This window comes from Rhizobium sp. PDO1-076, assembly GCF_000247475.1.
Lineage (GTDB): Bacteria > Pseudomonadota > Alphaproteobacteria > Rhizobiales > Rhizobiaceae > Allorhizobium.
On the sequence record NZ_AHZC01000420.1, the window covers coordinates 1 to 21641 of the forward strand.

General features: G+C 62.6%; 20 protein-coding genes. 10 read left to right on the forward strand and 10 right to left on the reverse strand.

Translation table 11 applies throughout. The features are described from left to right. Nucleotides 1-89 precede the first annotated feature (89 nt). Entirely contained in the window at nt 90-2120 is a 2031-nt protein-coding gene (locus tag PDO_RS23930) for an ASKHA domain-containing protein (protein WP_007607881.1), read from the forward strand. Between the two features lie 15 nt (nt 2121-2135). Here PDO_RS23930 and PDO_RS23935 read toward each other — a convergent pair whose 3' ends face one another. Beyond that, nucleotides 2136-2732, reverse strand: a complete 597-nt coding sequence (locus tag PDO_RS23935; RefSeq protein ID WP_007607883.1) for an NAD(P)H-dependent oxidoreductase — start codon at nt 2730-2732, stop codon at nt 2136-2138. Between the two features lie 115 nt (nt 2733-2847). Here PDO_RS23935 and PDO_RS26835 point away from each other — a divergent pair, with 115 nt between their 5' ends. Continuing rightward, on the forward strand, nt 2848-3486 hold the full coding sequence (locus PDO_RS26835) for a TetR/AcrR family transcriptional regulator (protein ID WP_007607885.1): 639 nt from the start codon (nt 2848-2850) through the stop codon (nt 3484-3486). Here the strand turns inward: PDO_RS26835 and pdxR are convergent. Then, a complete protein-coding gene (gene pdxR / locus PDO_RS23945; protein ID WP_007607887.1) occupies nt 3475-4914 on the reverse strand; it encodes a MocR-like pyridoxine biosynthesis transcription factor PdxR in 1440 nt (479 codons plus the stop codon). The two genes, PDO_RS26835 and pdxR, sit on opposite strands and share 12 nt — an antisense overlap. 93 nt (nt 4915-5007) lie before the next feature. On the opposite strand from pdxR, the gene PDO_RS23950 reads away from it, so the two are divergent. Further along, nucleotides 5008-5733: a pyridoxamine 5'-phosphate oxidase family protein gene (locus PDO_RS23950; RefSeq protein WP_007607888.1), complete on the forward strand. Its 726-nt coding sequence runs from the start codon at nt 5008-5010 to the stop codon at nt 5731-5733. Here PDO_RS23950 and PDO_RS23955 read toward each other — a convergent pair. Next, nucleotides 5728-6177, reverse strand: a complete 450-nt coding sequence (locus PDO_RS23955; RefSeq protein WP_007607889.1) for an acyl-CoA thioesterase — start codon at nt 6175-6177, stop codon at nt 5728-5730. The genes PDO_RS23950 and PDO_RS23955 overlap by 6 nt on opposite strands. 25 nt (nt 6178-6202) lie before the next feature. Next, nucleotides 6203-7099, reverse strand: a complete 897-nt coding sequence (locus PDO_RS23960; RefSeq protein WP_007607890.1) for a LysR family transcriptional regulator — start codon at nt 7097-7099, stop codon at nt 6203-6205. A 106-nt stretch (nt 7100-7205) separates the two neighbouring features. On the opposite strand from PDO_RS23960, the gene PDO_RS23965 reads away from it, so the two are divergent. The 3 genes from PDO_RS23965 to PDO_RS23975 all read left to right on the forward strand — a co-directional run bounded on the left by PDO_RS23965 (nt 7206) and on the right by PDO_RS23975 (nt 9009). Beyond that, a complete protein-coding gene (locus tag PDO_RS23965; RefSeq protein ID WP_007607891.1) occupies nt 7206-7415 on the forward strand; it encodes a hypothetical protein in 210 nt (69 codons plus the stop codon). 65 nt (nt 7416-7480) lie between these two features. After that, the gene (locus PDO_RS23970; RefSeq protein WP_007607892.1) at nt 7481-7684 is read left to right on the forward strand and encodes a hypothetical protein; all 204 of its coding nucleotides are present in this window, start codon (nt 7481-7483) and stop codon (nt 7682-7684) included. A gap of 305 nt (nt 7685-7989) precedes the next feature. Further along, entirely contained in the window at nt 7990-9009 is a 1020-nt protein-coding gene (locus PDO_RS23975) for a GlxA family transcriptional regulator (protein ID WP_007607894.1), read from the forward strand. A gap of 54 nt (nt 9010-9063) precedes the next feature. Here PDO_RS23975 and PDO_RS23980 read toward each other — a convergent pair whose 3' ends face one another. The 5 genes from PDO_RS23980 to PDO_RS24000 form a co-directional block, all read right to left on the reverse strand. Continuing rightward, nucleotides 9064-9444, reverse strand: a complete 381-nt coding sequence (locus tag PDO_RS23980) for a DUF930 domain-containing protein (RefSeq protein WP_007607896.1) — start codon at nt 9442-9444, stop codon at nt 9064-9066. Between the two features lie 129 nt (nt 9445-9573). Beyond that, complete coding sequence (locus PDO_RS23985; RefSeq protein WP_007607897.1) at nt 9574-10488, reverse strand: DMT family transporter; 915 nt, start codon at nt 10486-10488, stop codon at nt 9574-9576. Between the two features lie 105 nt (nt 10489-10593). Next, nucleotides 10594-11415 (reverse strand): sulfite exporter TauE/SafE family protein, encoded by an 822-nt coding sequence (locus tag PDO_RS23990; RefSeq protein ID WP_007607898.1) that lies wholly within the window; start codon nt 11413-11415, stop codon nt 10594-10596. Between the two features lie 134 nt (nt 11416-11549). After that, nucleotides 11550-12344: a hypothetical protein gene (locus PDO_RS23995; protein ID WP_007607899.1), complete on the reverse strand. Its 795-nt coding sequence runs from the start codon at nt 12342-12344 to the stop codon at nt 11550-11552. A gap of 205 nt (nt 12345-12549) precedes the next feature. Further along, a complete protein-coding gene (locus PDO_RS24000; protein ID WP_007607900.1) occupies nt 12550-14358 on the reverse strand; it encodes a methyl-accepting chemotaxis protein in 1809 nt (602 codons plus the stop codon). A 174-nt stretch (nt 14359-14532) separates the two neighbouring features. On the opposite strand from PDO_RS24000, the gene PDO_RS24005 reads away from it, so the two are divergent. Continuing rightward, entirely contained in the window at nt 14533-14934 is a 402-nt protein-coding gene (locus PDO_RS24005) for an acyl-CoA thioesterase (RefSeq protein WP_007607907.1), read from the forward strand. A gap of 32 nt (nt 14935-14966) precedes the next feature. Here PDO_RS24005 and PDO_RS24010 read toward each other — a convergent pair whose 3' ends face one another. Then, nucleotides 14967-15317: a DMT family protein gene (locus PDO_RS24010; protein ID WP_007607909.1), complete on the reverse strand. Its 351-nt coding sequence runs from the start codon at nt 15315-15317 to the stop codon at nt 14967-14969. 399 nt (nt 15318-15716) lie between these two features. Here PDO_RS24010 and PDO_RS24015 point away from each other — a divergent pair, with 399 nt between their 5' ends. From PDO_RS24015 to uvrB, 3 genes are all read left to right on the forward strand, one after another. After that, on the forward strand, nt 15717-17696 hold the full coding sequence (locus tag PDO_RS24015) for a putative bifunctional diguanylate cyclase/phosphodiesterase (protein ID WP_007607911.1): 1980 nt from the start codon (nt 15717-15719) through the stop codon (nt 17694-17696). Between the two features lie 140 nt (nt 17697-17836). Further along, nucleotides 17837-18736: an HNH endonuclease gene (locus PDO_RS24020; RefSeq protein WP_007607913.1), complete on the forward strand. Its 900-nt coding sequence runs from the start codon at nt 17837-17839 to the stop codon at nt 18734-18736. A gap of 112 nt (nt 18737-18848) precedes the next feature. Beyond that, nucleotides 18849-21641 (forward strand): excinuclease ABC subunit UvrB (uvrB, locus tag PDO_RS24025; protein ID WP_007607916.1); only part of this gene is annotated, 2793 nt, incomplete at its 3' end.

The window sequence follows — 21641 nt, forward strand, 5'->3', positions numbered from 1 at the left end:
GTGAGGGGCAAGGCGGTCCACTCGACAATGGCAAAAATACCGCTTAGGCACGCCCCTTGCTTCCAAGGCTCTCAGGAAATGCATTGCTCATGACTGAAATTGATCCCCTCGTCCTCTTCATGCCGTCCGGTAAACGCGGTCGTTTCGCCGTCGGCACGCCGGTACTTGATGCTGCGCGCCAGCTCGGCGTCTATGTCGAGAGTGTCTGCGGTGGCCGCGCTACCTGCGGTCGTTGTCAGATCGAGGTCCAGGAAGGCCATTTCGCCAAGCATGGCATCACCTCGTCCAACGATCACATTTCCCCGGTCGGTCCGAAGGAAAAGCGCTACAGCGAAGTGCGCACGCTGCCGGAAGGCCGCCGCCTCTCCTGTTCCGCCACGGTCCAGGGCGATCTTGTGGTCGATGTGCCGCAGGATGCCGTGGTCAATGCTCAGGTCGTGCGCAAGGCCGCCAGCGATCGGGTGATCGAGCGCAACCCGGCCGTCCATCTCTGCTATGTCGAGGTCGATGAGCCCGACATGCACAAGCCGCTCGGCGATCTCGACCGCATGAAGGTCATGCTGGAAAAGGATTGGGGCTATACCGACCTGCAGGTCGAGCCCTATCTCTATCCGCAGATCCAGAAGATCCTGCGCAAGGGCAACTGGACCGTGACGGCCGCCATCCACCGCGACAGCCCGACCTCGCGCCCGACCATCGTCGCCCTCTGGCCCGGCCTGCACAACGAAGCTTATGGCATTGCCTGCGATATCGGCTCGACGACGATCGCCATGCATCTCGTCTCGCTGCTGTCCGGCCGCATCGTCGCCTCGTCCGGCGCCTCCAATCCGCAGATCCGCTTCGGCGAAGATCTGATGAGCCGCGTCTCCTACGTGATGATGAACCCGGACGGCCGTGAAGCGATGACCAGGGCCGTGCGCCAGGCGGTCTCCGACCTCGTCGACCAGGTCTGCGCCGAAGGAGGCGTCGCCCGCAGCGACATTCTTGATTCCGTTTTCGTCGCCAACCCGATCATGCATCACCTGTTTCTCGGCATTGACCCGACCGAACTCGGCCAGGCGCCGTTCGCGCTCGCCGTCTCCGGTGCCGTCTCCTGCCCGGCGAAGGACATCGAACTCGGCCTCAATCCCGGCGCTCGCACCTATCTCCTGCCCTGCATCGCCGGCCATGTCGGCGCCGATGCGGCCGGGGCAACGCTTGCCGAAGGCCCGCATCGCCAGGACAAGATGATGCTGATGGTCGATGTCGGCACCAATGCCGAGATCGTCCTTGGTAACCGCGAGCGCACCGTTGCCGCCTCCTCGCCCACCGGCCCCGCCTTCGAGGGCGCCGAAATCTCCTGCGGCCAGCGTGCAGCACCCGGCGCGATCGAACGCGTGCGCATCGATGCGACAACGCTGGAACCACGCTTCAAGGTGATCGGCGTCGAGCAGTGGTCGGATGAAGAGGGCTTCACTGAGGCCGCGGACAAGACCGGCATCACCGGCATCTGTGGTTCGGCCATCATCGAGGTCGTCGCCGAAATGTATCTCTCCGGCGTCATTTCCACCGACGGTGTCGTCGATGGCGGCATGGCGGCGAAAAGCCCACGCGTCCTCGCCAATGGCCGAACCTTCTCCTACCTGCTGCATGACGGTGCCCAGCGCATCACGGTCACCCAGAATGACGTCCGCGCCATCCAGCTCGCCAAGGCAGCCCTCTATGCCGGCATCAAGCTCTTGATGGAAAAGCTCGGCGTTGAAGCGGTCGACACCATCCGTTTTGCCGGCGCCTTCGGTTCCTTCATCGATCCGAAATACGCCATGGTGCTGGGCCTCATCCCCGATTGCGACCTCGCCGAGGTCAAGGCGGTCGGCAATGCGGCGGGCACCGGCGCGCTGATGGCGCTCCTGAACCGCGGCCATCGCCGCGAGATCGAGGAGACGGTGCGTGTGATCGAGAAGATCGAGACGGCGCTTGAACCCAATTTCCAGCAATTGTTCATCGACGCCATGGCCCTGCCCAACAAGGTCGATCCCTTCCCGAAACTCTCGGCCGTGGTGACTTTGCCGGAACGCAAGGTCCTGTCGGACGGCGATGGCGAGGGCGGTGGGCGCCGGCGCCGCCGAAGCCGCGAATAAGCGCGCCGCTGTCCCTCAGTCGAGAATTTTCACCGACCTGCCCACCATCGCACGGAGCTTCTCCGCAGAGGCGCCGCGAATGGGCCCGAAATACATGGTCTTCAGGTCGCCATAACCGACAAAGGCCAGGATCTGCCGTTTCAGCACCTTGACCCAGCCATTGCCGTAGAACCACCGAAGCACGAACCACGGCGTGTCCGAGCTGATTACCACCCGCGCTTTGCGCCCCTTGAACAGCGGTTTGGGGAGCGCCCGGCCGTCGATATAGGCAAATGCAAATCCCGGCATCAGCAGCCGGTCGAACAGGCCTTTCAGCCGTCCCGGCGCCGATCCCCACCACAAGGGTTGCACCAGCACCAGCCTGTTGCTCCAGATGAGCGTCTCGGCCAAAGCCTCGAGATCGGGCTCCCAATCGACGCGCTGGTGATATCCTTCCGCCAGATTGGCGTCGAAACTGAGATCGCAGAGATGCACCAGCCTCACCTCCGCGCCCTGTGTTCGTGCCGCCTCTGCAATGCGCTCGGCCATCTGACGGCACAGCGTCGCCTTGCCCGGGTTGCCGTTCAGAACCAGCAAGCGCGCCGGCATTTCGGATGAAGACAGGAAGGGCATGAAAAAACCTCCAGAAATATGACCGCGGTCAATTTCTATCATTGTAAATTGACCGCGGTCAAGAATTATCGCAAAGAATAACTGTGGGCCGATAGACCGGCAGGAGACGCACGCCATGAAACTGAGCCAGGAACGCAGCCGCCAGACCCGCGAGCAGATCCTCGCCGCCGCCCGCGCCCTGTTTGCCGTCCAGGGCTTCGAGCAGACCAGTATCGATCAGGTGGCGGCCGGCGCAAAGGTCGCCAAGGCCAGCGTCTTTGCCCATTTTGGCGATAAGACCAATCTGCTCGCCGCCCTCGGGCTGGTCGAGATCGAGCAGATCTTCGAGCGCAGCCGCCGCCTGGTGTCGGCACAGATGACAGAACCGCTCGACCAGACGATCCACCGACTGCTGGCGCCGTGGCTGGACTATTTCGGCACCGACCCGGCCTTTGCCCGCCTGTATCTCGCCCAGTCGGGTCTGGGGACTGGTCCCTTCACCGAGCGTTTCCTTGCCATCTGTCACGAATTGGAAGGCCTGACTGCCAGCCTCATCCGCACTGCCCTGCCGGCTTGCGACGAGGCCCGCGCCACCATGCTCAGCCGCGGCATCCAGGCGCTGCTACATGAGGTCATGGTCTATCGCCTGTCCGGCTGGATGGCCGATGCCGCCGCAGCCAGGGCCATGCTCGGCGATTTTCTGACGGTCTGGATCGCCGGCGCCAATGCCGGTTTCAGTGCCATTGCTGGTGGTGGGGATACGTCATCGACCTGAAAGCGCGAGGAAACGCGGATCGCGAATGAAACGCCGCGCGGCCTGCGCCAGCACCTCGGCCTCGAAACCGGAGAAGCCGATCACCAGCCCGCGCCGATCCGTCGCACCAGCATAAAGCGGCGACAGCGCCCTCACCCCGAACCCGGCATCTGCAGCAATCTCCACCAGTGCCCCATCATCGATACCGGCCGGTAGATGCGCGACCAGATGCAACCCTTGTTCGGGTGGCATGACATGCAGACCGCCGTCTTCCAGGCCAGCTTCTTCGAGCGCCGTCATCAACGCATCGCGCGCCGCGCGCACCCGCCGCCTCGCCCGTTTGACATGGGCGGAAAAATGCCCGTCGCGCAGGAATTCTGCCAGCGCATCCTCGGCCAGCGTCGAGGGAAAACGGTCGGTCAACTGCCGCACCTCCAGCACCCGTTCGCGCACCGTCCACGGCACCACGAGATAGCCGATGCGAAAACCGGGCAGAAGCGTCTTGGAAAATGTCCCGACATAGATCACCCGCCCCTCACCGTCGATGCCCTGCAGCGCACTGAGCGGCGGGCCGGAAAAGCGGAACTCGCTGTCGTAGTCGTCCTCGATGATATAGCCGCCGGCGCGCTGCGCCCAGTCGATCAACTGCAGCCGCCGTGCCATCGATAGCGTCACGCCGAGCGGATACTGGTGCGATGGCGTCACATAGACGGCTCGCGCCTGAGGCGCCAGCCGCGCCCCGGCCGCAACGTCCAGCCCTTCGCCATCGACAGGAACCGGCACGACCTGCATGCCGCTCGCGGCAAACACCTTGCGGGCCATCACGTAGCAAGGATCCTCGATCCAAACCGGATCGCCGGCCTTCAGCAGCGCGCGGATGGCAAGATCGAGCGCCTGCTGCGTGCCGGAGGTCATGATCACCTGCTCGGGATCGCAATTCACGCCCCGGGCCGCCTTCAGATACGCCGCGATCTCGACCCGCAATGCATGGCTGCCGGCCGGATCGTTGTAGTGGAAATGCCGTGGCGACGGATTGGTCAGGTGCCGGTTCATCAGCATGCGGAAGATCCGCAGCGTCGTTGCGTCCGCGGTCGAGCAGCCGAGCGTGCCGGGAAGCGGCGCCACAGCGTCCGGCGCATTACGAAGCTGCGGGCTGGCCTCCTTCTGAAGGCTTGGCACTGCTGCCGCGACATAGGTGCCCGCCCCGACCCTTGCCTCGGCGAAGCCATCGGCCGCCAGCATTTCATAGGCCGCGACCGCAGCACCGCGGGCAATGCCGAACCGTGCCGCGATATCGCGCGTCGTCGGCAGCTTGTCGCCGGGCGAAAGCCGGCCGGCCTCGATCTGTCCGCGCAACTCGCGGTAAAGCGCCAGCCGCCGCGGCCCGGTCGCAGGCAGCACCGGCCTTGCGGCAGACCAGTCGGAATTGGTTCGAGCTTTCTTCGTCATATTGGATCTTTTGTGGACCAATCGCCAGCTCTATCCCTGCATCAACGCCGATGGGAAGACAAGCCCGACAACGGTCGGCCAATGGAGACACACATGGACAAGATGGCAGGACAGACGACATTCCCGGTCACCCCGCGCAACCGCGCCAAGCGGTTGCACGAACGCGCCGCCTATGATCAGGAAGCCATCTACGCCATCCTCGACAGCAGCTTTCTCTGTCATGTCTCCTATGTCATCGACGGCCAGCCCTATTGCACGCCGACCATCCACTGGCGCGAGGGCGACTGGCTCTACTGGCACGGCTCATCGGCCAGTCGCATGTTGAAGAGCCAGAGAGAGGGCGTGCGCGTCTGCCTTACCGTCTCCCATCTCGACGGCCTGGTTCTCGCCCGCTCCGGCTTCAACCATTCGGCCAACTACCGCTCGGCCATGTGCTTCGGCACGGCAGCCATCATCGACGACCCGCAGGACAAGGCCCGCGCGCTGGCTGCTGTCATCGATCGGTTCTATCCGGGCCGCAGCGCCGCACTCCGCGAAAACCATGGCCAGGAGGTCAAGGCCACCATGGTGATCGGCATGCGGATCGAGGAGGCGTCGGCGAAAAGCCGCGCCAAGGGGGTGGGCGACGACGAGGAAGACATGACGATCCCGCTCTGGGCAGGCGTCATTCCGGTCCGCACGGTGATCGGCGCGGCAGAAATCAGTCCGCATGTGCCGCCGGGCGTCAGTGCTCCGGATTATCTGCAGATCTACAGCGAAGGCCGGACGCTGGACGACGCGCTTCGCCAGGCGCAGTCAGCCTATGAGGAAACCCTATAGGGCATCGGTAGCTGCGACCGGTTCGTCCGCATCGGCCCCGAGCAACCGCACCCTCTGCGCGTCCGAAAACGCATGCGACCTGCGCGTCGACTGGTCGAAATGCACGACGACCGTTTCGGCGGAAGCGCAGCAGACGCCATTCTGGAACACCGCCTGCTGCATCGTCACCGACGAGCGACCGACCTTGACGATGCGCGTGCCGATATCGACCGTGCCCGGCCATAGGATCTCGGCCAGATAGTTGATCTCCAGCTTCGCCACCACGAAGGAAAAGCCGTCCTCCAGCAGCGGCTCGTTTGCCGCAAAGATCATCTCGACGCGGCCGGTTTCCAGGAAGGTGGCAAACACCGCATTGTTGACATGCCCCTGGCGATCCGTGTCGCCATAGCGCAGCTTGTCGTAGCTGCGGCACGGGAAATCGTCGAGGCGAGGCAGTTGGTTCATGATGTCTCCGACAGGCAGATTCGGATCAGGCCGCGATGCCGATCATCTCGGCAAATGCATAACGCACGCTGTCGGCCACCGCCCGGATCGTGTCGCTGCTTTCCTTGCCGGTCAGCAATCGCACATCGAAGGCGCCGAGATCCGGCAATCCATGCTTGGAACCCAAGGCCGTCATGTCGGCGGTCAGATAGCTGCGTGGCAGCGGCGCCACGGCCAGGTCGGCAATCACCGCCGCGCGCTGCGCCATCGTATGCGCAGACAGATAGGCAATGCGGTAGGGCCGTCTGTCCTTGTCGAGCCGCGCCAGCGCGTCCGCCCGCCAGCAGCAGCCGTCTTCCCAGATCGACACCGGCAGTGGATCGCGCATATGCGCCGTGCCGCATTTCGCCCCGGCCCATACCAGTTGTTCCTGATGGATAACCTCGCCCTCGTGCACCACGGCACCCGGCGCGCAATTGATCAGCGTCAGGTCCAGCCGCTGCTCCTGCAATCGCCGGCGCAACGCCCCGGACGTATCGACGGTCAGGTCGACCATGATAGCCGGGTAATGTTCGGCAAAACGCCTGAGGATCGTCGGCATGAAGCGTTCGCCGATATCGTCGGGTGCGCCGAGCCTGACCACGCCCTTCATCTCCGGCATGCGGAAGCGCCCGACCGCCTCGTTCGACAGCGCCAGGATACGCCGGGCATAAGGAAGCAGCACCTCCCCGCCCTCCGTCAGTGTCACCGATCGCGCATCGCGCAGGAACAGCGTCACGCTCAACTGCTCCTCCAGTTTCTTGATCTGCATCGACACCGCCGATGGCGTGCGAAACACGCGGTCGGCGGCAGTGGTGAAGCTTCCGGTTTCCGCAATCGCCACGAACGTCCGCAGCACATCATTGTCGAGCAGAGGCAAGGGTTGGCGCAGCATGAGTGTCATGGCGATAGCCTTCAAGAAAATTGAACTTGAAGACGATATCATTGCGTTTGATTGAATGTCAATCGAGGCGCATTTTCATCCCATGCACCGAACAAAGGAGGAAGACATGCTTCTAGGCGCTTTTCTGGCCTATTGCCACGACCGCTATCGTGATCGCCGTAACACCCGTCTTCGGGCAAGGACACAAGCCGCAGCACTGCGCGAGATCGCCCGTCTGCCGGACTATCTGCAACGTGACCTGACTTTGGGCGGTGTCGATCAATCATCAGCAAATCGAATTGATGCCATAAGAAACATTCGTTTGATTGATGAGTGACGAGAGCAGATAAACGAACAGCCAAACGGGTTCCCCGCTGGGCCTGACCGAAAAGGATAAATGCCATGACACTGGTTCATTTCGATACCCCGATTGCCCGCTCCTTGCGTGGTGCTCCGGCGGCGAACCGCCCGGCACACCTAATCGTCAAGGCTATCGCGGCGATCAATGACTGGAGCACGCGCCGCCGCGAGCAGCGCACGCTGGAATCGCTTCCCCTCGACCTGCGCAAGGACCTCGGCTGGCCTGCCGGCGACATGCATCGCTGACGGCCTTCGTTTCGCAACGGCTTGCGACGTGATCATCCGGTCATGTCGCAAACCGGCAAAACATCCAATCCCTGATTGTGTCTCCGCGCCCTCCACAAAGTAATTTCTTTTCAAAGACCTGCTAAACTGACGATTGTTATCGCCTGTACATTTTCGTCGCAGGATGGAAACAGGGAAGAAATGTCGCTTTTTAGCGGTCCTGAATAGTTTCTCGCCGCTGAATTCCATGTCAATGTCGCAGTGAGAACATCCCAGAATGCATTTCCGGTCGAGCATGCCGGAAAACAAGGGAACTGGACATCACCATGAGCAAGCAGCAAACCAAGAAGCGATCACTCACCTTCTTCCTCGTTCCGCATTTCACGTTGTTGCCGTTCGCAGGCGCGATCGAAACGCTGCGCATTGCCAACCGCATGCTGGGTTACGCGGCTTATGAATGGCGCCTCGCTTCGGTCGATGGCCAGAAAGTTCATTCCTCTTCCGGCATCGGCATCGAGGTGAATTCGTCGCTGGCCGACGAGCGTCGCTTTCTCGGCGGCGAGAACCGCCCGAACATGGCGATCGTCTGTTCCGGCATCTATGTCGAGGAGTTCAACAACAAGTCGGTCAATGCCTGGCTGCGTGAGGCCTATAACCGCAACGTTGCGATCGGTTCGCTCTGTACGGGCGCCCATGTGCTGGCACAGGCCGGTCTGCTGAATGGCAAACGCTGCGCCATCCACTGGGAAAACCTGCCCGGATTCTCCGAAACCTTCCCCCAGGCGGAAGTCTATGCCGACCTCTACGAAGTCGACGGCAATCTCTATACCTGCGCCGGCGGCACGGCTTCGCTCGACATGATGTTGAACCTGATCGGCCAGGATTTCGGCGAGGGCCTCGTCAACCGCGTTTGCGAGCAGCACCTGACCGACCGCGTACGCTCCGCCCATGACCGCCAGCGGCTGCCGCTCAGGGCGCGTCTCGGCGTGCAGAACTCCAAGGTGCTGCAGATCATCGAACTGATGGAAAGCAATCTGTCGGAGCCGTTGTCCTTGCTCGAGATTGCCGACGATGCCGGCCTGTCGCGCCGCCAGATCGAGCGCCTGTTTCGCCAGGAAATGGGCCGCTCTCCCGCCCGCTACTATCTCGAGATCCGCCTTGACCGCGCCCGCCATCTGCTCGTCCAGTCGTCGATGCCGGTTGTCGAAGTGGCGGTTGCCTGCGGCTTCGTCTCCGCCTCGCATTTTTCCAAGTGTTATCGCGAACTCTACAACCGCTCGCCCCAGCAGGAGCGCGCCGAACGCAAGCTGACCATGTCGAGCAACCGGACGGGGATCGTGGTCTGAGGAAAAGGCAATGGTCTCCCGGGCGCCGCCTGTCGGCGCTCGGACCGGTCGGGCTCAGGGATAGAGGTAATATCGGTCCCAGTCTTCATGCGCGATGCGCGCGCCGGGCTTCATTTCGAACGACACGATCGAAAGATGGTCCGCACTCGTCGTGCAGCTATAGGCCAGGCGATACCACTCGCCATCGCGGCGAAACACGGCGCCTTTTGCATCGATATGCACGTCGGTATGTTTCGGGCGTGAGAAAGTATAGGAAATCACCTTGTCCGCCTTCAGCCGATCCATGCCTTCCAGATCACATCGCTGTTCAAGCTGATCGGACGGATCGAGCTTTTCGATTTGGCTCGCGGTGCTTTTGTCGATCGCCTGTGCGACCATCGGCACCATGAGGGCGCAGATTGTGGCTGCGATGGCGGTGCTGGATGTCTTTGGCATGCGGACGTCACTAGCACTTGAAAAAGTCAGAATAAAGCCAAGGATCGCGCTGTGGCGGACCCCTTGCTGCCGCCGTGACGCCTGCGCGCATCGGCCTCGCGCTACGCCAAACCCCTGGCTGGTAGGCGTTCAGTGACCGTCAGGCGCAACATCGTCTGGTGCAATCCCGCTGACCACTTTTTTCCGGTGGAAAATGAACAGGCCGGCAAGCACGATCACGGCCGATCCGGCCAGAACCTGACTGTCCGGCAGATCGCCGAAGAACAGATAGCCGAGGATGATCGCCCATAGCAGCAGGCTGTATTGCAGCGGTGCCAGCAGCGAAGCCGGCGCCAGCTTCAGCGATCGGGTGATCATCATATGGGCGCTGGCCGCGACGATCCCGAGCGCCAGCATGGCCACGAGGTCGAGGCCGGACATCGGGCTCCAACTGCCGATGCTGAGCGCCGCGCCGGTCACAAGGGCTGCGACCGTCTGCCAGGTCACCAGCGTCACGTCGCTGGTCTGGCGCAGCCGCCGGCTGAGGATCAGCGTCAGCGCAAACGACAGGCTGCCTATGAGACCGAAAATTGCCGGCCAGGACAGCATCGCCGACGACGGCCGCAGCGCGATGATCACCCCGATGAAGCCGACGACGACCGCAAGCCAGCGACGCCAGCCGATGGTCTCGCCGAGGAAGAAATGCGACAGCGCGGCGACATAGATCGGGCCGGCCATGTAGAAGGTCATCACGTCGGCCAGCGGCAGGTAGGCGACTGCGGCGTAAAACAGCGCCACATCCGCCGTCGTCAGCACCACGCGCAGAACCTGCAGCGACGGCCGCTCCAGCCTGAAGAGCCCGTCGCTTCCCTGTTTCGCGATCATCGGCGTCAGCATCACGAACGATCCGAGCGAACGCATCACCAGGACCTGCCCGACGGAAAAGCTCGCAACCAGCCATTTGCCCATCGCATCGTTCAGCGAGAACAGGAAGTCGCCGAGAAGCATGAGCAAGACGCCGGCCAGCACCGCATTGCCGGCCGTGCTCGTCGCGCGCAGGTTCATGATGTATTCCTCCAAGTCAGGCCGTTATGCTCGGCCATTGTCCGTCTCTGACGCGTTTACAACGCGCAGGCTTAACACATTCCGCTGCGCCATGGCCGGATCGATCTAGCCATACAGGCTGATGAAGAACCGGATCGAGACGAAGATCAGGAACAGTCCGAACCCGACTTCCAGCTGCCGCTTGCTCATCTGGTGCGCCAGTTTTGCGCCATAGGGCGTGACCAGCATTGCGGTCGGGAAGATCAGCGCAAAGGCCACCCAATTGACATAGCCGGTGGAAAACACAGGAAGATCCGCCCTGCCCCAACCGGCCCAGATATAACCGACCAGCGCCGGGATCGAGATCAGCACGCCAACCCCCGACGATGTCGCCACCGCCTGGTGGATCGGCCGGCCGAACAGCGTCATGAATGTATTGTTGAGCACGCCGCCGCCAATGCCCATCAGACCCGAGATCAACCCGATCACGCCACCGGTCAGGAAGCGCCCCGGTTCGCCGGGCAGTTCGGTGCCGAGATGGAAGCGGTTGCTGAGAAACAGCATGCGCGCCGCCAGCACAAGCCCGATCACTGCAAAGATAAGCCGCAACATCTCGCTCGATGCATAGGCGGCAACCACGGTTGCCAGCAGCGCGCCAAGCGGCACGGCGATGATCCAGCCTTTGAGCAGATCGATATCCACCGCCCCGCGCATCTGGTGGGCTTTGAACGACCGGATCGAGGTCGGCACGATCAGCGCCGTCGAGGTGCCCACCGCCAGATGCATGATCACCTCCGGCGCGATGCCGGCCCAGCCGAACACCTGATAGAACACCGGCACCAGCACCGCCCCGCCGCCAATGCCGAACACGCCGGCCAAAAGACCGGCCACACCACCCGCCACGATCAGCAATGCGGCAAACATCAATAGTTCCGACAGTGGCGGCATGGTCCCTCGGCGCGTTCGGCGGGTCTCGATCAACCGGCGTTTTTGCTCGGATCCTCCGTCTAGGCGCCCGGCCACCTGCCCGCAAGTCCGCAGCCGGCCGATCCGGTACGCAGCAGCGACAATGCCAGTTGACCTCAACCCTTCGGGCAGTTGCGCTTGTCGAGATAGAGCGAGCAATCGACCGTTGCTGCGCTGTCCATGCCGCTCGTGCCGCTGTCTTCGGCGAGCGGCAGGATGCCGTCGTCGGCGCCCTGCCCGGTTTCGCCCGAGATCTCTGCGCCCGAGATCTCTGCAACTGGCATCTCCGCATCCGCCACGACCGGCGGCAATTGCCCGGCATTCAGCGAGGTCGGATTGTCGAAACCGATTCCATCGACAACCGGCTGGCTGGTATTGCCTTCGGCAATAGCCATGGCGCCATGCGATGTGACGATCTGCGGCTGTACACCATCAACCTGCTGAAGGCTGGATCCCTCGCTGTCGGCGGCCGAAATGCCGAGCTCGGCATCGATGTTGACGCCCCCCTCCGGAATGACCAGCGCTTCCGCCCCCATCTGATCAGGCGCCACGCTCGCCATCGCCATGGACCCGTCCTGGCCGGATGCCTCGATTGCCGCCATCGCTTGCGGCTCGCCCGATTGAGCGCCGGTGCCAGCAAGGTTGGGCGTGTTCAGATAGTCGATCGCCGCACTGCCGCCATTGGTGCTTGCCATCGGCGCCGCATAGGCGATCGGCGGTTCGGTGGCCCCGCTGCGCCGGGCAAGGCGGCGTTCGCCCACCGGCCCCTCCAGCACCAGTTCGCCGCGCACGTCGTCGGGCACGCCTGAAATCTCGGACGGAGGCAGCCGGTCGCTCGCGGAACAGGCGCCAAGCACCATGGCTCCACCGAGTGCAAGCGCCACGCGGGTTTGGGAGAAGGAAGACGCCATACCAGGTTCCACTCTCGAAGCGGCCGATATCAGACGGTAGACATCGGACCATTGCGAGACAGAATAGAAGCCAGCCATTAAGGCCGAGTTAGGACCGCCCGACCGCTGGCGCCCATCTTTTGCCGTCATGGTTAACGCGCCGAGCAAGACAACGAAAAAGGCCGGCGGATCGCTCCACCGGCCTCTCGTTCATGCCCATCGGGCGTCAGGCTGCACGGCGTGCGCGGCCCTGGTCGCGGTTGATCTTCAGCCGCGACAGCAGCTGGCGCAGGTTGTGGCTCTCTTCCGCCAGCGCCTGGCCGGCCGCCGAGGTTTCCTCGACCATCGCCGCGTTCTGCTGGGTCATCTGGTCCATGTGATTGACCGATGTGTTGATCTCGTGCAGTCCGGTCGCCTGTTCTCGGGCCGCCGTCGCGATCGTGTCGACGCTGTCGTTGACCCGGTTGACCAGTTGCTCGATCTCGACCAGCGCCTCGCCGGTCGAACGCACCAGGCCGACGCCGGTATCGACTTCCGCAGCCGATGCGCTGATCAGCGTCTTGATCTCCTTCGCCGCATTGGCCGAACGCTGCGCCAGCTCGCGCACTTCCTGGGCGACAACGGCAAAGCCACGACCGGCTTCACCGGCACGCGCTGCCTCGACGCCGGCATTCAGCGCCAGCAGGTTGGTCTGGAAGGCGATCTCGTCGATCACCGAGATGATCTGGTTGATCTTCTGCGACGAACCTTCGATCCGGCCCATGGCGTCGACCGCATTGCGGACGATCTCGCCGGAGCGGTTGGCGCTCTTCTTGGTCGCCGCCACCATGTCGCGGGCCTCGTTCGCCCGTTCGGCGGCGGTGCGCACGGTGGCCGTTATCTCGTCCAGCGCAGCTGCCGTCTGCTCCAGCGCTGCGGCCTGCTGCTCGGTGCGCCGCGACAGGTTGTTGGTCGCCTCGCTGATATTGCCGGCGCTCGAGGTGACGACGTCGCTGGTCTGGTTGATCGAGGCAATCACGCCAGCGAGCGAATCGACCGCGCGATTGAAGTCGTGCCGCAGTTTTTCATAGTCGGCGCCGAGCGTCTCGATCTGCACCGTCAGGTCGCCCTCGGCCAGCCGCTCCAGCGCCGAGCCGATCGAATGGATCGCATGGTTCTGTCGTTCTGCCGCAGCGCGCAGCTGGCTTTCGTTGCGCTCGCGCTCGCCGTTCAGGCTGTGCTGCTGCTCGCTTTCGCGCTGGCGCATGCCGATCCGGTCGCGAACGCTGTCGCGCAGCACCAGAAGCGCGCCGGCCATGCCGCCGATCTCGTCGCGGCGGTCGGCATCGGCAATCTCGGTGTCGACCTGTTCGTTGGCGATCTCGGTCATCGCGGTCTTCAGTCGGCTGATCGGCTTGACGACGCTGGCCACCACCGCATAGGCGCAGGCGATGATCGCCAGGATGCTGACGCCGATGATCGCACCATATTGCAGCGCGGTCTGGCGGAACATCGCCGCCAGGTCGTCCGAATAGACGCCAGTGCCGACGACCCAGCCCCAGGGCTCGAAGCCGACGACGTGCGAGAACTTCATCACCGGCTCGTCGAAGCCCGGCTTCGGCCACATGTAGTCGACGAAGCCCTGCTTGTGCGCCTTCACCGTGTTGACGAATTCGACGAACAGGTGCTTGCCGGTCGGGTCCTTGTTCTGGCTCAGGTCTTTGCCGTTCAGCTCCGGCTTGATTGGATGCATGACCATGGTCGGGACCATGTCGTTGATCCACAGGTAGCCGTCCGGCTTGTAGCGCATCGCCGCGACGACCTCCTTCGCCCGCTCCTGCGCTTCTGCGCGCGTCAGCGTGCCGTCCTGCTCCATCTTGTAATACTTGTTGAAGATCGCGATCGCATTGTCATTGATCGCCGATAGCCCGGCGCGCCGTTCATTGCTGAGCGCGTCATAGGAATGGAACAGGCTGTAGGTCAGCGTCGCAACCAGAACCGCAAGCGTAATACCGACCAGAGCATAGAGCCTGACGGACAAGGAAAAGGCCTTCATGAATTCCCCCACATTTAACTGGGGGCACTTTGCCATATGTCATTTTTTTATATTCTAAAGAGCGAACTATCAAAAATCATAATGAAGATGGCAACACTTCGTTAATCTTCGCGGTGGCGATGCCGCACCGTCTCCGCTAGCCTGAGCGTCGATGAAACGTGATTCAGGTGCTGCATGCCCGAGACGAAGACCCCAACCAAGACCACCCCGACAGGTGAACTGACACTGCGCACGCTGGCAATGCCAGCTGACGCCAATGCGGCCGGCGATATCTTCGGCGGCTGGGTCATGGCGCAGATGGACCTGGCCTGCGGCATCCGCGCCGCAGAGCGCGCCAGCGGTCGTGTCGTCACTGCCGCTGTTCAGGAAATGGCCTTCGCCATGCCGGTCAAGATCGGCGACACGCTCTGCGTCTATACCGATATCGCCCGCGTCGGCCGCACCTCGATCACGCTGTCCGTCGAGGTCTGGGCCCAGCGCTATCTCACTCCCATCATGGAAAAGGTCACCGCCGCGACCTTTGTCATGGTTGCGCTCGACAGCGACGGCAAGCCGACGCCGGTTCCGCCGGCCTGAGCCGCTGCGGGATCGCTTGCGCCCTCAGGCAGTCAGCCCTTGAACACGAAAGCAGCGCCGGCGGCGATCAGGATGAAGCCGATCACGTGATTGATGGTTAGTGCTTCTTTCAGCCAGAACACCGAAAAGCCGGCAAACACGATGAGGGTAATGACCTCCTGCATCGTCTTCAACTGCGCCGCGGAATAGACCTGCGAACCGATGCGATTGGCCGGAACTGCCAGGCAGTATTCGAAGAAGGCAATGCCCCAGCTAACCAGAATTGCCATGAACAGTGCTGAATTTTTGTATTTCAGGTGACCGTACCAGGCAAATGTCATGAAGACATTGGAAAGCGACAGCAGCAGGATGGGCCAGAGCGCGGCCGGGGAGAAGCTTGGCATGATGGGATCCACAAAGAGAAAATGAAAATTCAGCGATTGCTTCAAGGCAGATAGCGCTGCCCTGCGAATCCGCAATTGACGCTTCGGCCTTTTTAGCAGCGGCGACTGTGATTGTAAGCCGTGCAAATTGCTTTTGCCGCCATGACGCCTTTGCAACCAAGGCGTTTGATGTCGCCCTGCCGGGCTTCAGGCGCATCCGCCTTGGCCTGCGCGCATCGCGTGCAAATCTCAACCGGGGATCAGAGTCCTCATATTGCCTGAAAACTGAGGGACGATTTCTACTAAAATGCATGCCTAGTCATGTAACGGGCCATTAAGTGGCTCATGTTATTGAGTAATTATTGCGATTAAGCGCGGACGTGTTTTATGTCATTGTTTAGAAGTCGAGGCGCCCATTTTATGCCTGCAGTGATGCAGGCGCAGGTCGATGACATCATCGATGGTCATCCTTCCACACTGGCTCTGAATGCCATCAATCTGCTTGTCGCCTTATGTATCATCACCTTCAACCACGGACTGCAACTTCGCACCCTGGTTTGGCTGGCCCTCGCCCTGTCCATTCTCGTCTTGCGCCGGATCTCGGTGAACTATCTGCGCGGGCGGATAATCGTCGCGCAAAAGCCGAAATCCGCCCTGTTCATCATGTCGCTCGGTGCCGCGGCCTCCGGTTTTTGCTGGGCTGCCCTTCCCTTTCTCATCGATGACTTTGCCCCGCTCGCGGACGACGCGGCGCTGATCATCCTGCTCGGTGGATTGGCCGCAGGCTCCGTCGTCAAGCAGATCGGCTACACACCACTGGCACTGGTCTTCTCGATACCGATCCTCTGCTCGATCATTTTCAGCCTCGTCCGGATCGGCGAGTGGCCGGAATATCTGCTCGCCGGCTGCCTGATGATGCTGATCTACGTTTTCGTGCGCCGTAGCCTGTGGACCGAACGGATGTTTGTCAGCAACCAGCTTGCCCGGCTGGAGGCGACCGCGCTTGCCGATAGTCTGACTCGCGCGAACAATGACATCCTCCGCCAGAATACCCGGCTTGAGGCGCTTGCCAATCGCGACACACTGACGGGCCTCGCCAACCGCATGTTCTTCAATGGCCACCTGAGCGGCGACATTGCCCGCGCCGTGGTCGTCAACGAGCAGGTTGTGCTGCTGATCATCGATGTCGATCGGTTCAAGTCGATCAACGACACGCTGGGCCACAGCGCCGGCGACACGCTTCTCTGCGACATCGGCAACCGGCTGCGTGATACGATCACCGACGGAAGCCTGATCGCCCGCCTCGGCGGCGATGAATTCGCCGTTGTGGTCACCGGCGAACGCGCCATGGAGCGCGCGCGCAACCATGCCAACCGGCTCTTGCTGGCCAGCCGGGCGGCCATCCGCTGCGGGGCGACAAACTCGGTGATCGGCCTCAGCATCGGCCTGGCCGCCTATCCCGATCACGGCGCCAATGCCGAGGAACTGCTCGCCTGCGCCGATATGGCGCTGTACGATGCCAAACGCCTCGGTCGCCGCCAGATGCGCGAATTCAATCCCGATCTCAAGCGTGACGCCGAGCGCCAGCGCATCATCGAGCAGGACCTGGAAAAGGCGATCGAATCCGGCGCGGTCACCGCCTGGTTTCAGCCGCAGATCAACCTGGCCACCCGCGACATCGCCGGTTTCGAGGCTCTGGTACGCTGGCAGCATCCACAGCTCGGCTTTGTCTCGCCGCCCGAAATCGTCAACGCTGCCGGCGTGGTGCATCTGTCCGACCGCCTCACGGCGCGCATCGCCGCCGATGTCTGCCTGCTCAGCAAGCGCCTGCCGGAACTGGGCATCAAGGGCGTTACGGTGGCGCTCAATGTCTCGCCGCGCGAATTCGCCCTCTACTCGGTCGCCGACATGCTCGAACGCGTCACCGGCGAACACGGCGTCGATCCGAGCCTGATCGAGATCGAGATCACCGAGGAAGCGATCCTCGATCCGGAAATTGCCGGCGAACAGCTGAAGCGCCTGGAAACCGCCGGCTACAAGCTGGCCGTCGACGATTTCGGCATGGGCCATTCCTCGCTGGCCTATCTGATCAGCCTGAAGATCGACCGGCTGAAGATCGACCGCAGCTTCGCCCAGGACGTCGCCCGCTTCGAGACCAACCAGAAGCTGATCAGCGCCCTGGTCAGCCTCGGTGAATCGCTGTCGCTCGACATCATCATCGAGGGCGTCGAAACCGCCGAGGATGCCGCCATCCTCGCCCGCCTCGGCTGCACCACCGCTCAAGGCTACCTCTTCGCCCGCCCGATGCCGGTCAAGCAACTCGAAGACTGGATCACCGAACACCAGAACAAGACGCCGCTGAAGCGCAAGGCCAGCCACCTCTCTGTGGCCGGCCCTTGAGCGGATTGATCCGGACCATTGATCTGGGCCGACCCTGTGTTCCGGGCATGAAGTGTCGCCAAGCTCAGGTTGCGGCTTAAGGTTGTTGCCACTTGCTGCGGTCCTCGCCTAAAACTACAGCCGTATGACTCGGGGGCAACATGGCCAAGGCGATCTTTTATCATAAGGCCGGAAGCATCTATGACGATGCGCCCGGACGCTATCACTTCCCCAAGACCTATCTTTCCCGTGTCTCACAAGCCGTCGGCGACTGGATCATCTACTACGGTCCACTGCCCGGCCTGAAAAGCCGATACTATTCCGGCATGGCTAGGATAAACCACGTCTCACCCGATCCGCTAAGAGCGGGACACTTCTACGCGTTGCTCGATGACTATTTGGATTTCGACAGGCCTGTCGACTATGTCGAGCGAGGCGGGTTCGAGAAACAACTCGTTCGCCCCGATGGAACAATCAATCCCGGACGAAGTGTCCAGGCCGTCCGCATCATCGATGACCGCGAGTTTGCCGCGATCGTTCAGGCCGGCTTGTCTGAGCCCGACGAATGGCCGGCACGGACCGATGCCCAAGCCATCGACTTGCCACGCCTGGAACTCGACGAAACCGCCCAGACTCCGTTCCTGTTCGAGCCGATTGAGCGGACAATACTCCAGCAGACCATCAATCGTCCCTTTCGCGACGCCAAATTCAAGCAGCACATCCGTCAGGTCTATGACCGCACCTGCGTCTTCACCGGCCTGCGCCTGATCAATGGCGGCGGTCGCCCGGAAGTCGAGGCAGCCCATATCGTGCCTGTCGAGCGCGGCGGTAACGATTCGATCCAGAACTGTCTTGCCCTGTCCGGCACGGTTCACTGGATGTTCGATCGCGGATTGTTGTCGATTGCGGATGACTACAAGATCCTGCAGTCGCGCCATTTGAACGAGGATATCTCGCATATGCTCGCCCGCGATCTGATCGCCAAGGTTCCCGCCGAGCCGCGCCACCGGCCGCATCCAGTCTACATGGCCTGGCATCGCGACAACATCTTCAAGCAATAGCACCTCCTCCTGCCACCACGCTGTCAGTTGAGCCCGATCTGGTTGCGCTTTTGTTCCGGATTATTCGCCGCCGGCCCTTCCTTTTCGTCTGCCGCTTCGCCATATTCCGCCCATGGCCAAGACACCCAAATCCTCCGCCCCTTCGAAGCCCGGTTTCGCGCCCGGTTTCGAGGAAGCTCCGCAAATCGCGTTTGAAGGCGAGCCCCTGTCGGGCTCCGTCTCCGACTGGGTCAGGCAGCTGGAGGCCGAGGCCGAGGCCGCCGGCGTCGAGAGCCAGCGTGAGCTGGCGTCGAAGGCCGGCAAGCACCGCAAGAAGATCGAGATCGAGGCCCGCCGCCATGCCGAGAAGGTGGCGCTGGACAAGGCCCAGCAGGCGCTGCCGAAGACCGGCAAGGCCGCCGCCAAACAGCCAACCGCGAAAAACACCACCGCAACCACCACGTCGCGCGGCGTCTCGGTCGGTGCCTCCTCCGATCCGAAGACCCGGGCGGCTGCCGGCCTCAATCCGGTTGCCGGCATGGATGTGTCGCTCGAGGAGGCCGAAAGCCTCGCCCCCGGCGCCGTCACCGCAACCGTGGAAGCCCTGTCCTCGCTGATCGAAAGCGGCAATCCGCTGTTCAAGGACGGCAAGATCTGGACGCCGCACCGCCCGGCCCGGCCGGACAAGTCGGAAGGCGGCATCGCCATCCGCATGGTCTCCGACTACGAGCCCGCCGGCGACCAGCCGACGGCAATCAAGGACCTCGTCGAGGGCATCCAGAACAACGACCGCACCCAGGTCCTGCTCGGCGTCACCGGCTCCGGCAAGACCTTCACCATGGCCAAGGTGATCGAGGCGACCCAGCGCCCGGCCGTCATCCTCGCGCCGAACAAGACGCTCGCCGCCCAGCTCTATTCCGAGTTCAAGCACTTCTTCCCCGACAACGCGGTCGAATATTTCGTCTCCTATTACGACTACTACCAGCCGGAAGCCTATGTGCCGCGCTCCGACACCTTCATCGAGAAGGAGAGTTCGATCAACGAACAGATCGACCGCATGCGCCACGCCGCCACCCGCGCCATCCTCGAGCGCGACGACTGCATCATCGTCGCCTCGGTCTCGTGCATCTACGGTATCGGCTCGGTCGAGACCTACACCGCCATGACCTTCCAGATGTCGGTCGGTGACCGCATCGACCAGCGGCAATTGCTCGCCGACCTCGTCGCCCAACAATACAAGCGCCAGGAGATCAATTTCGTCCGCGGTTCGTTCCGTGTGCGCGGCGACACGATCGAACTCTTCCCCGCCCACCTCGAGGATGCCGCCTGGCGCATTTCGCTGTTCGGCGACGAGATCGACAGCATCACCGAATTCGACCCGCTGACCGGCGCCAAGACCGGCGACATGAAGTCGGTGAAGATCTACGCCAATTCCCACTATGTCACGCCGCGGCCGGCCCTCAACGGCGCGATCAAATCGATCAAGGAGGAGCTGAAACAGCGCCTCGCTGAGCTCGAAAAGGCCGGCCGCCTGCTGGAAGCCCAGCGCCTCGAACAGCGCACCCGCTACGATGTCGAGATGCTCGAGGCGACCGGCTCCTGCGCCGGCATCGAGAACTATTCGCGCTACCTCACCGGCCGCCAGCCCGGCGAGCCGCCGCCGACGCTGTTCGAATACATCCCCGACAACGCGCTGCTGTTCATCGACGAGAGCCACGTCTCCGTCTCCCAGATCGGCGGCATGTACCGAGGAGATTTTCGCAGAAAAGCGACGCTGGCCGAATACGGCTTCCGCCTGCCGTCCTGCATGGACAACCGGCCGCTGCGCTTCGAGGAATGGGATGCCATGCGCCCGCCGACGGTCGCCGTCTCGGCGACGCCCGGCAATTGGGAAATGGAACAGTCCGGCGGCGTCTTTGCCGAACAGGTCATCCGCCCGACCGGGCTGATCGACCCGCCGGTCGAGGTCCGCTCGGCCAAGACCCAGGTCGACGACGTGCTCGGCGAGATCAAGGAAACCGCCCTCAAGGGCTACCGCACCCTGGTCACCGTGCTCACCAAGCGCATGGCCGAGGACCTGACCGAATACCTGCATGAACACGGCGTGCGCGTCCGCTACATGCACTCGGACATCGACACGCTGGAGCGCATCGAGATCCTGCGCGATCTGCGCCTCGGCGCCTTCGACGTGCTGGTCGGCATCAACCTGCTGCGCGAAGGCCTCGATATCCCCGAATGCGGCTTCGTCGCCATTCTCGACGCCGACAAGGAAGGGTTCCTGCGCTCGGAAACCTCGCTGATCCAGACCATCGGTCGTGCCGCGCGTAACGTCGACGGCAAGGTCATCCTCTATGCCGACAAGATCACCGGCTCGATGAGCCGCGCCATGGAGGAAACCTCCCGCCGCCGCGAAAAGCAGATGGCCTATAATCTCGAACACGGCATCACGCCGGAATCGGTCAAGGCGAAGATTTCCGACATTCTCGACTCGGTCTACGAGCGCGACCACGTCCGCCCCGACATTTCCGGCGTCACCGGCGCCAAGGGTTTTGCCGATGGCGGCCACCTCGTCGGCAACAACCTGCAGAGCCATCTCAACGCGCTGGAAAAGAGCATGCGCGACGCCGCCGCCGACCTCGACTTCGAAAAAGCCGCCCGCCTGCGCGACGAAATCAAACGCCTCAAGGCCGTCGAACTCGCCACCATGGACGACCCGATGGCGAGGCAACAAGAGGCGTCGAGTGCCGAAGGCACGAGGGGGACAGCAAAGAGTCAAGCCAAGGCGATTGAAGGCGGGCAACCCCGCATCTCCCTCTCCGGCCGCTCGAAAACCGGCAAACCGACTTCCCACCTCCCCCTTGAGGGGGGAGGTCGCGCGGAACGCGCGGGTGGGGTGACAACACCATCGACACTGCTGACAGCGATC

Bases quoted from the DNA above. Each gene is read 5' to 3' on its own strand.
- PDO_RS26835 (WP_007607885.1), top strand. From the start codon at position 2,848: ATGAAACTGAGCCAGGAACGCAGCCGCCAGACCCGCGAGCAGATCCTC.
- PDO_RS23960 (WP_007607890.1), bottom strand. From the start codon at position 7,099: ATGACACTCATGCTGCGCCAACCCTTGCCTCTGCTCGACAATGATGTG.
- PDO_RS23930 (WP_007607881.1), top strand. From the start codon at position 90: ATGACTGAAATTGATCCCCTCGTCCTCTTCATGCCGTCCGGTAAACGC.
- PDO_RS23950 (WP_007607888.1), top strand. From the start codon at position 5,008: ATGGACAAGATGGCAGGACAGACGACATTCCCGGTCACCCCGCGCAAC.
- PDO_RS24015 (WP_007607911.1), top strand. From the start codon at position 15,717: ATGCCTGCAGTGATGCAGGCGCAGGTCGATGACATCATCGATGGTCAT.
- PDO_RS23935 (WP_007607883.1), bottom strand. From the start codon at position 2,732: ATGCCCTTCCTGTCTTCATCCGAAATGCCGGCGCGCTTGCTGGTTCTG.
- PDO_RS23970 (WP_007607892.1), top strand. From the start codon at position 7,481: ATGACACTGGTTCATTTCGATACCCCGATTGCCCGCTCCTTGCGTGGT.
- PDO_RS24020 (WP_007607913.1), top strand. From the start codon at position 17,837: ATGGCCAAGGCGATCTTTTATCATAAGGCCGGAAGCATCTATGACGAT.
- PDO_RS23965 (WP_007607891.1), top strand. From the start codon at position 7,206: ATGCTTCTAGGCGCTTTTCTGGCCTATTGCCACGACCGCTATCGTGAT.
- PDO_RS24000 (WP_007607900.1), bottom strand. From the start codon at position 14,358: ATGAAGGCCTTTTCCTTGTCCGTCAGGCTCTATGCTCTGGTCGGTATT.
- PDO_RS23980 (WP_007607896.1), bottom strand. From the start codon at position 9,444: ATGCCAAAGACATCCAGCACCGCCATCGCAGCCACAATCTGCGCCCTC.
- PDO_RS23975 (WP_007607894.1), top strand. From the start codon at position 7,990: ATGAGCAAGCAGCAAACCAAGAAGCGATCACTCACCTTCTTCCTCGTT.
- PDO_RS24005 (WP_007607907.1), top strand. From the start codon at position 14,533: ATGCCCGAGACGAAGACCCCAACCAAGACCACCCCGACAGGTGAACTG.
- PDO_RS23995 (WP_007607899.1), bottom strand. From the start codon at position 12,344: ATGGCGTCTTCCTTCTCCCAAACCCGCGTGGCGCTTGCACTCGGTGGA.
- PDO_RS23985 (WP_007607897.1), bottom strand. From the start codon at position 10,488: ATGAACCTGCGCGCGACGAGCACGGCCGGCAATGCGGTGCTGGCCGGC.
- PDO_RS24010 (WP_007607909.1), bottom strand. From the start codon at position 15,317: ATGCCAAGCTTCTCCCCGGCCGCGCTCTGGCCCATCCTGCTGCTGTCG.
- PDO_RS23990 (WP_007607898.1), bottom strand. From the start codon at position 11,415: ATGCCGCCACTGTCGGAACTATTGATGTTTGCCGCATTGCTGATCGTG.
- pdxR (WP_007607887.1), bottom strand. From the start codon at position 4,914: ATGACGAAGAAAGCTCGAACCAATTCCGACTGGTCTGCCGCAAGGCCG.
- PDO_RS23955 (WP_007607889.1), bottom strand. From the start codon at position 6,177: ATGAACCAACTGCCTCGCCTCGACGATTTCCCGTGCCGCAGCTACGAC.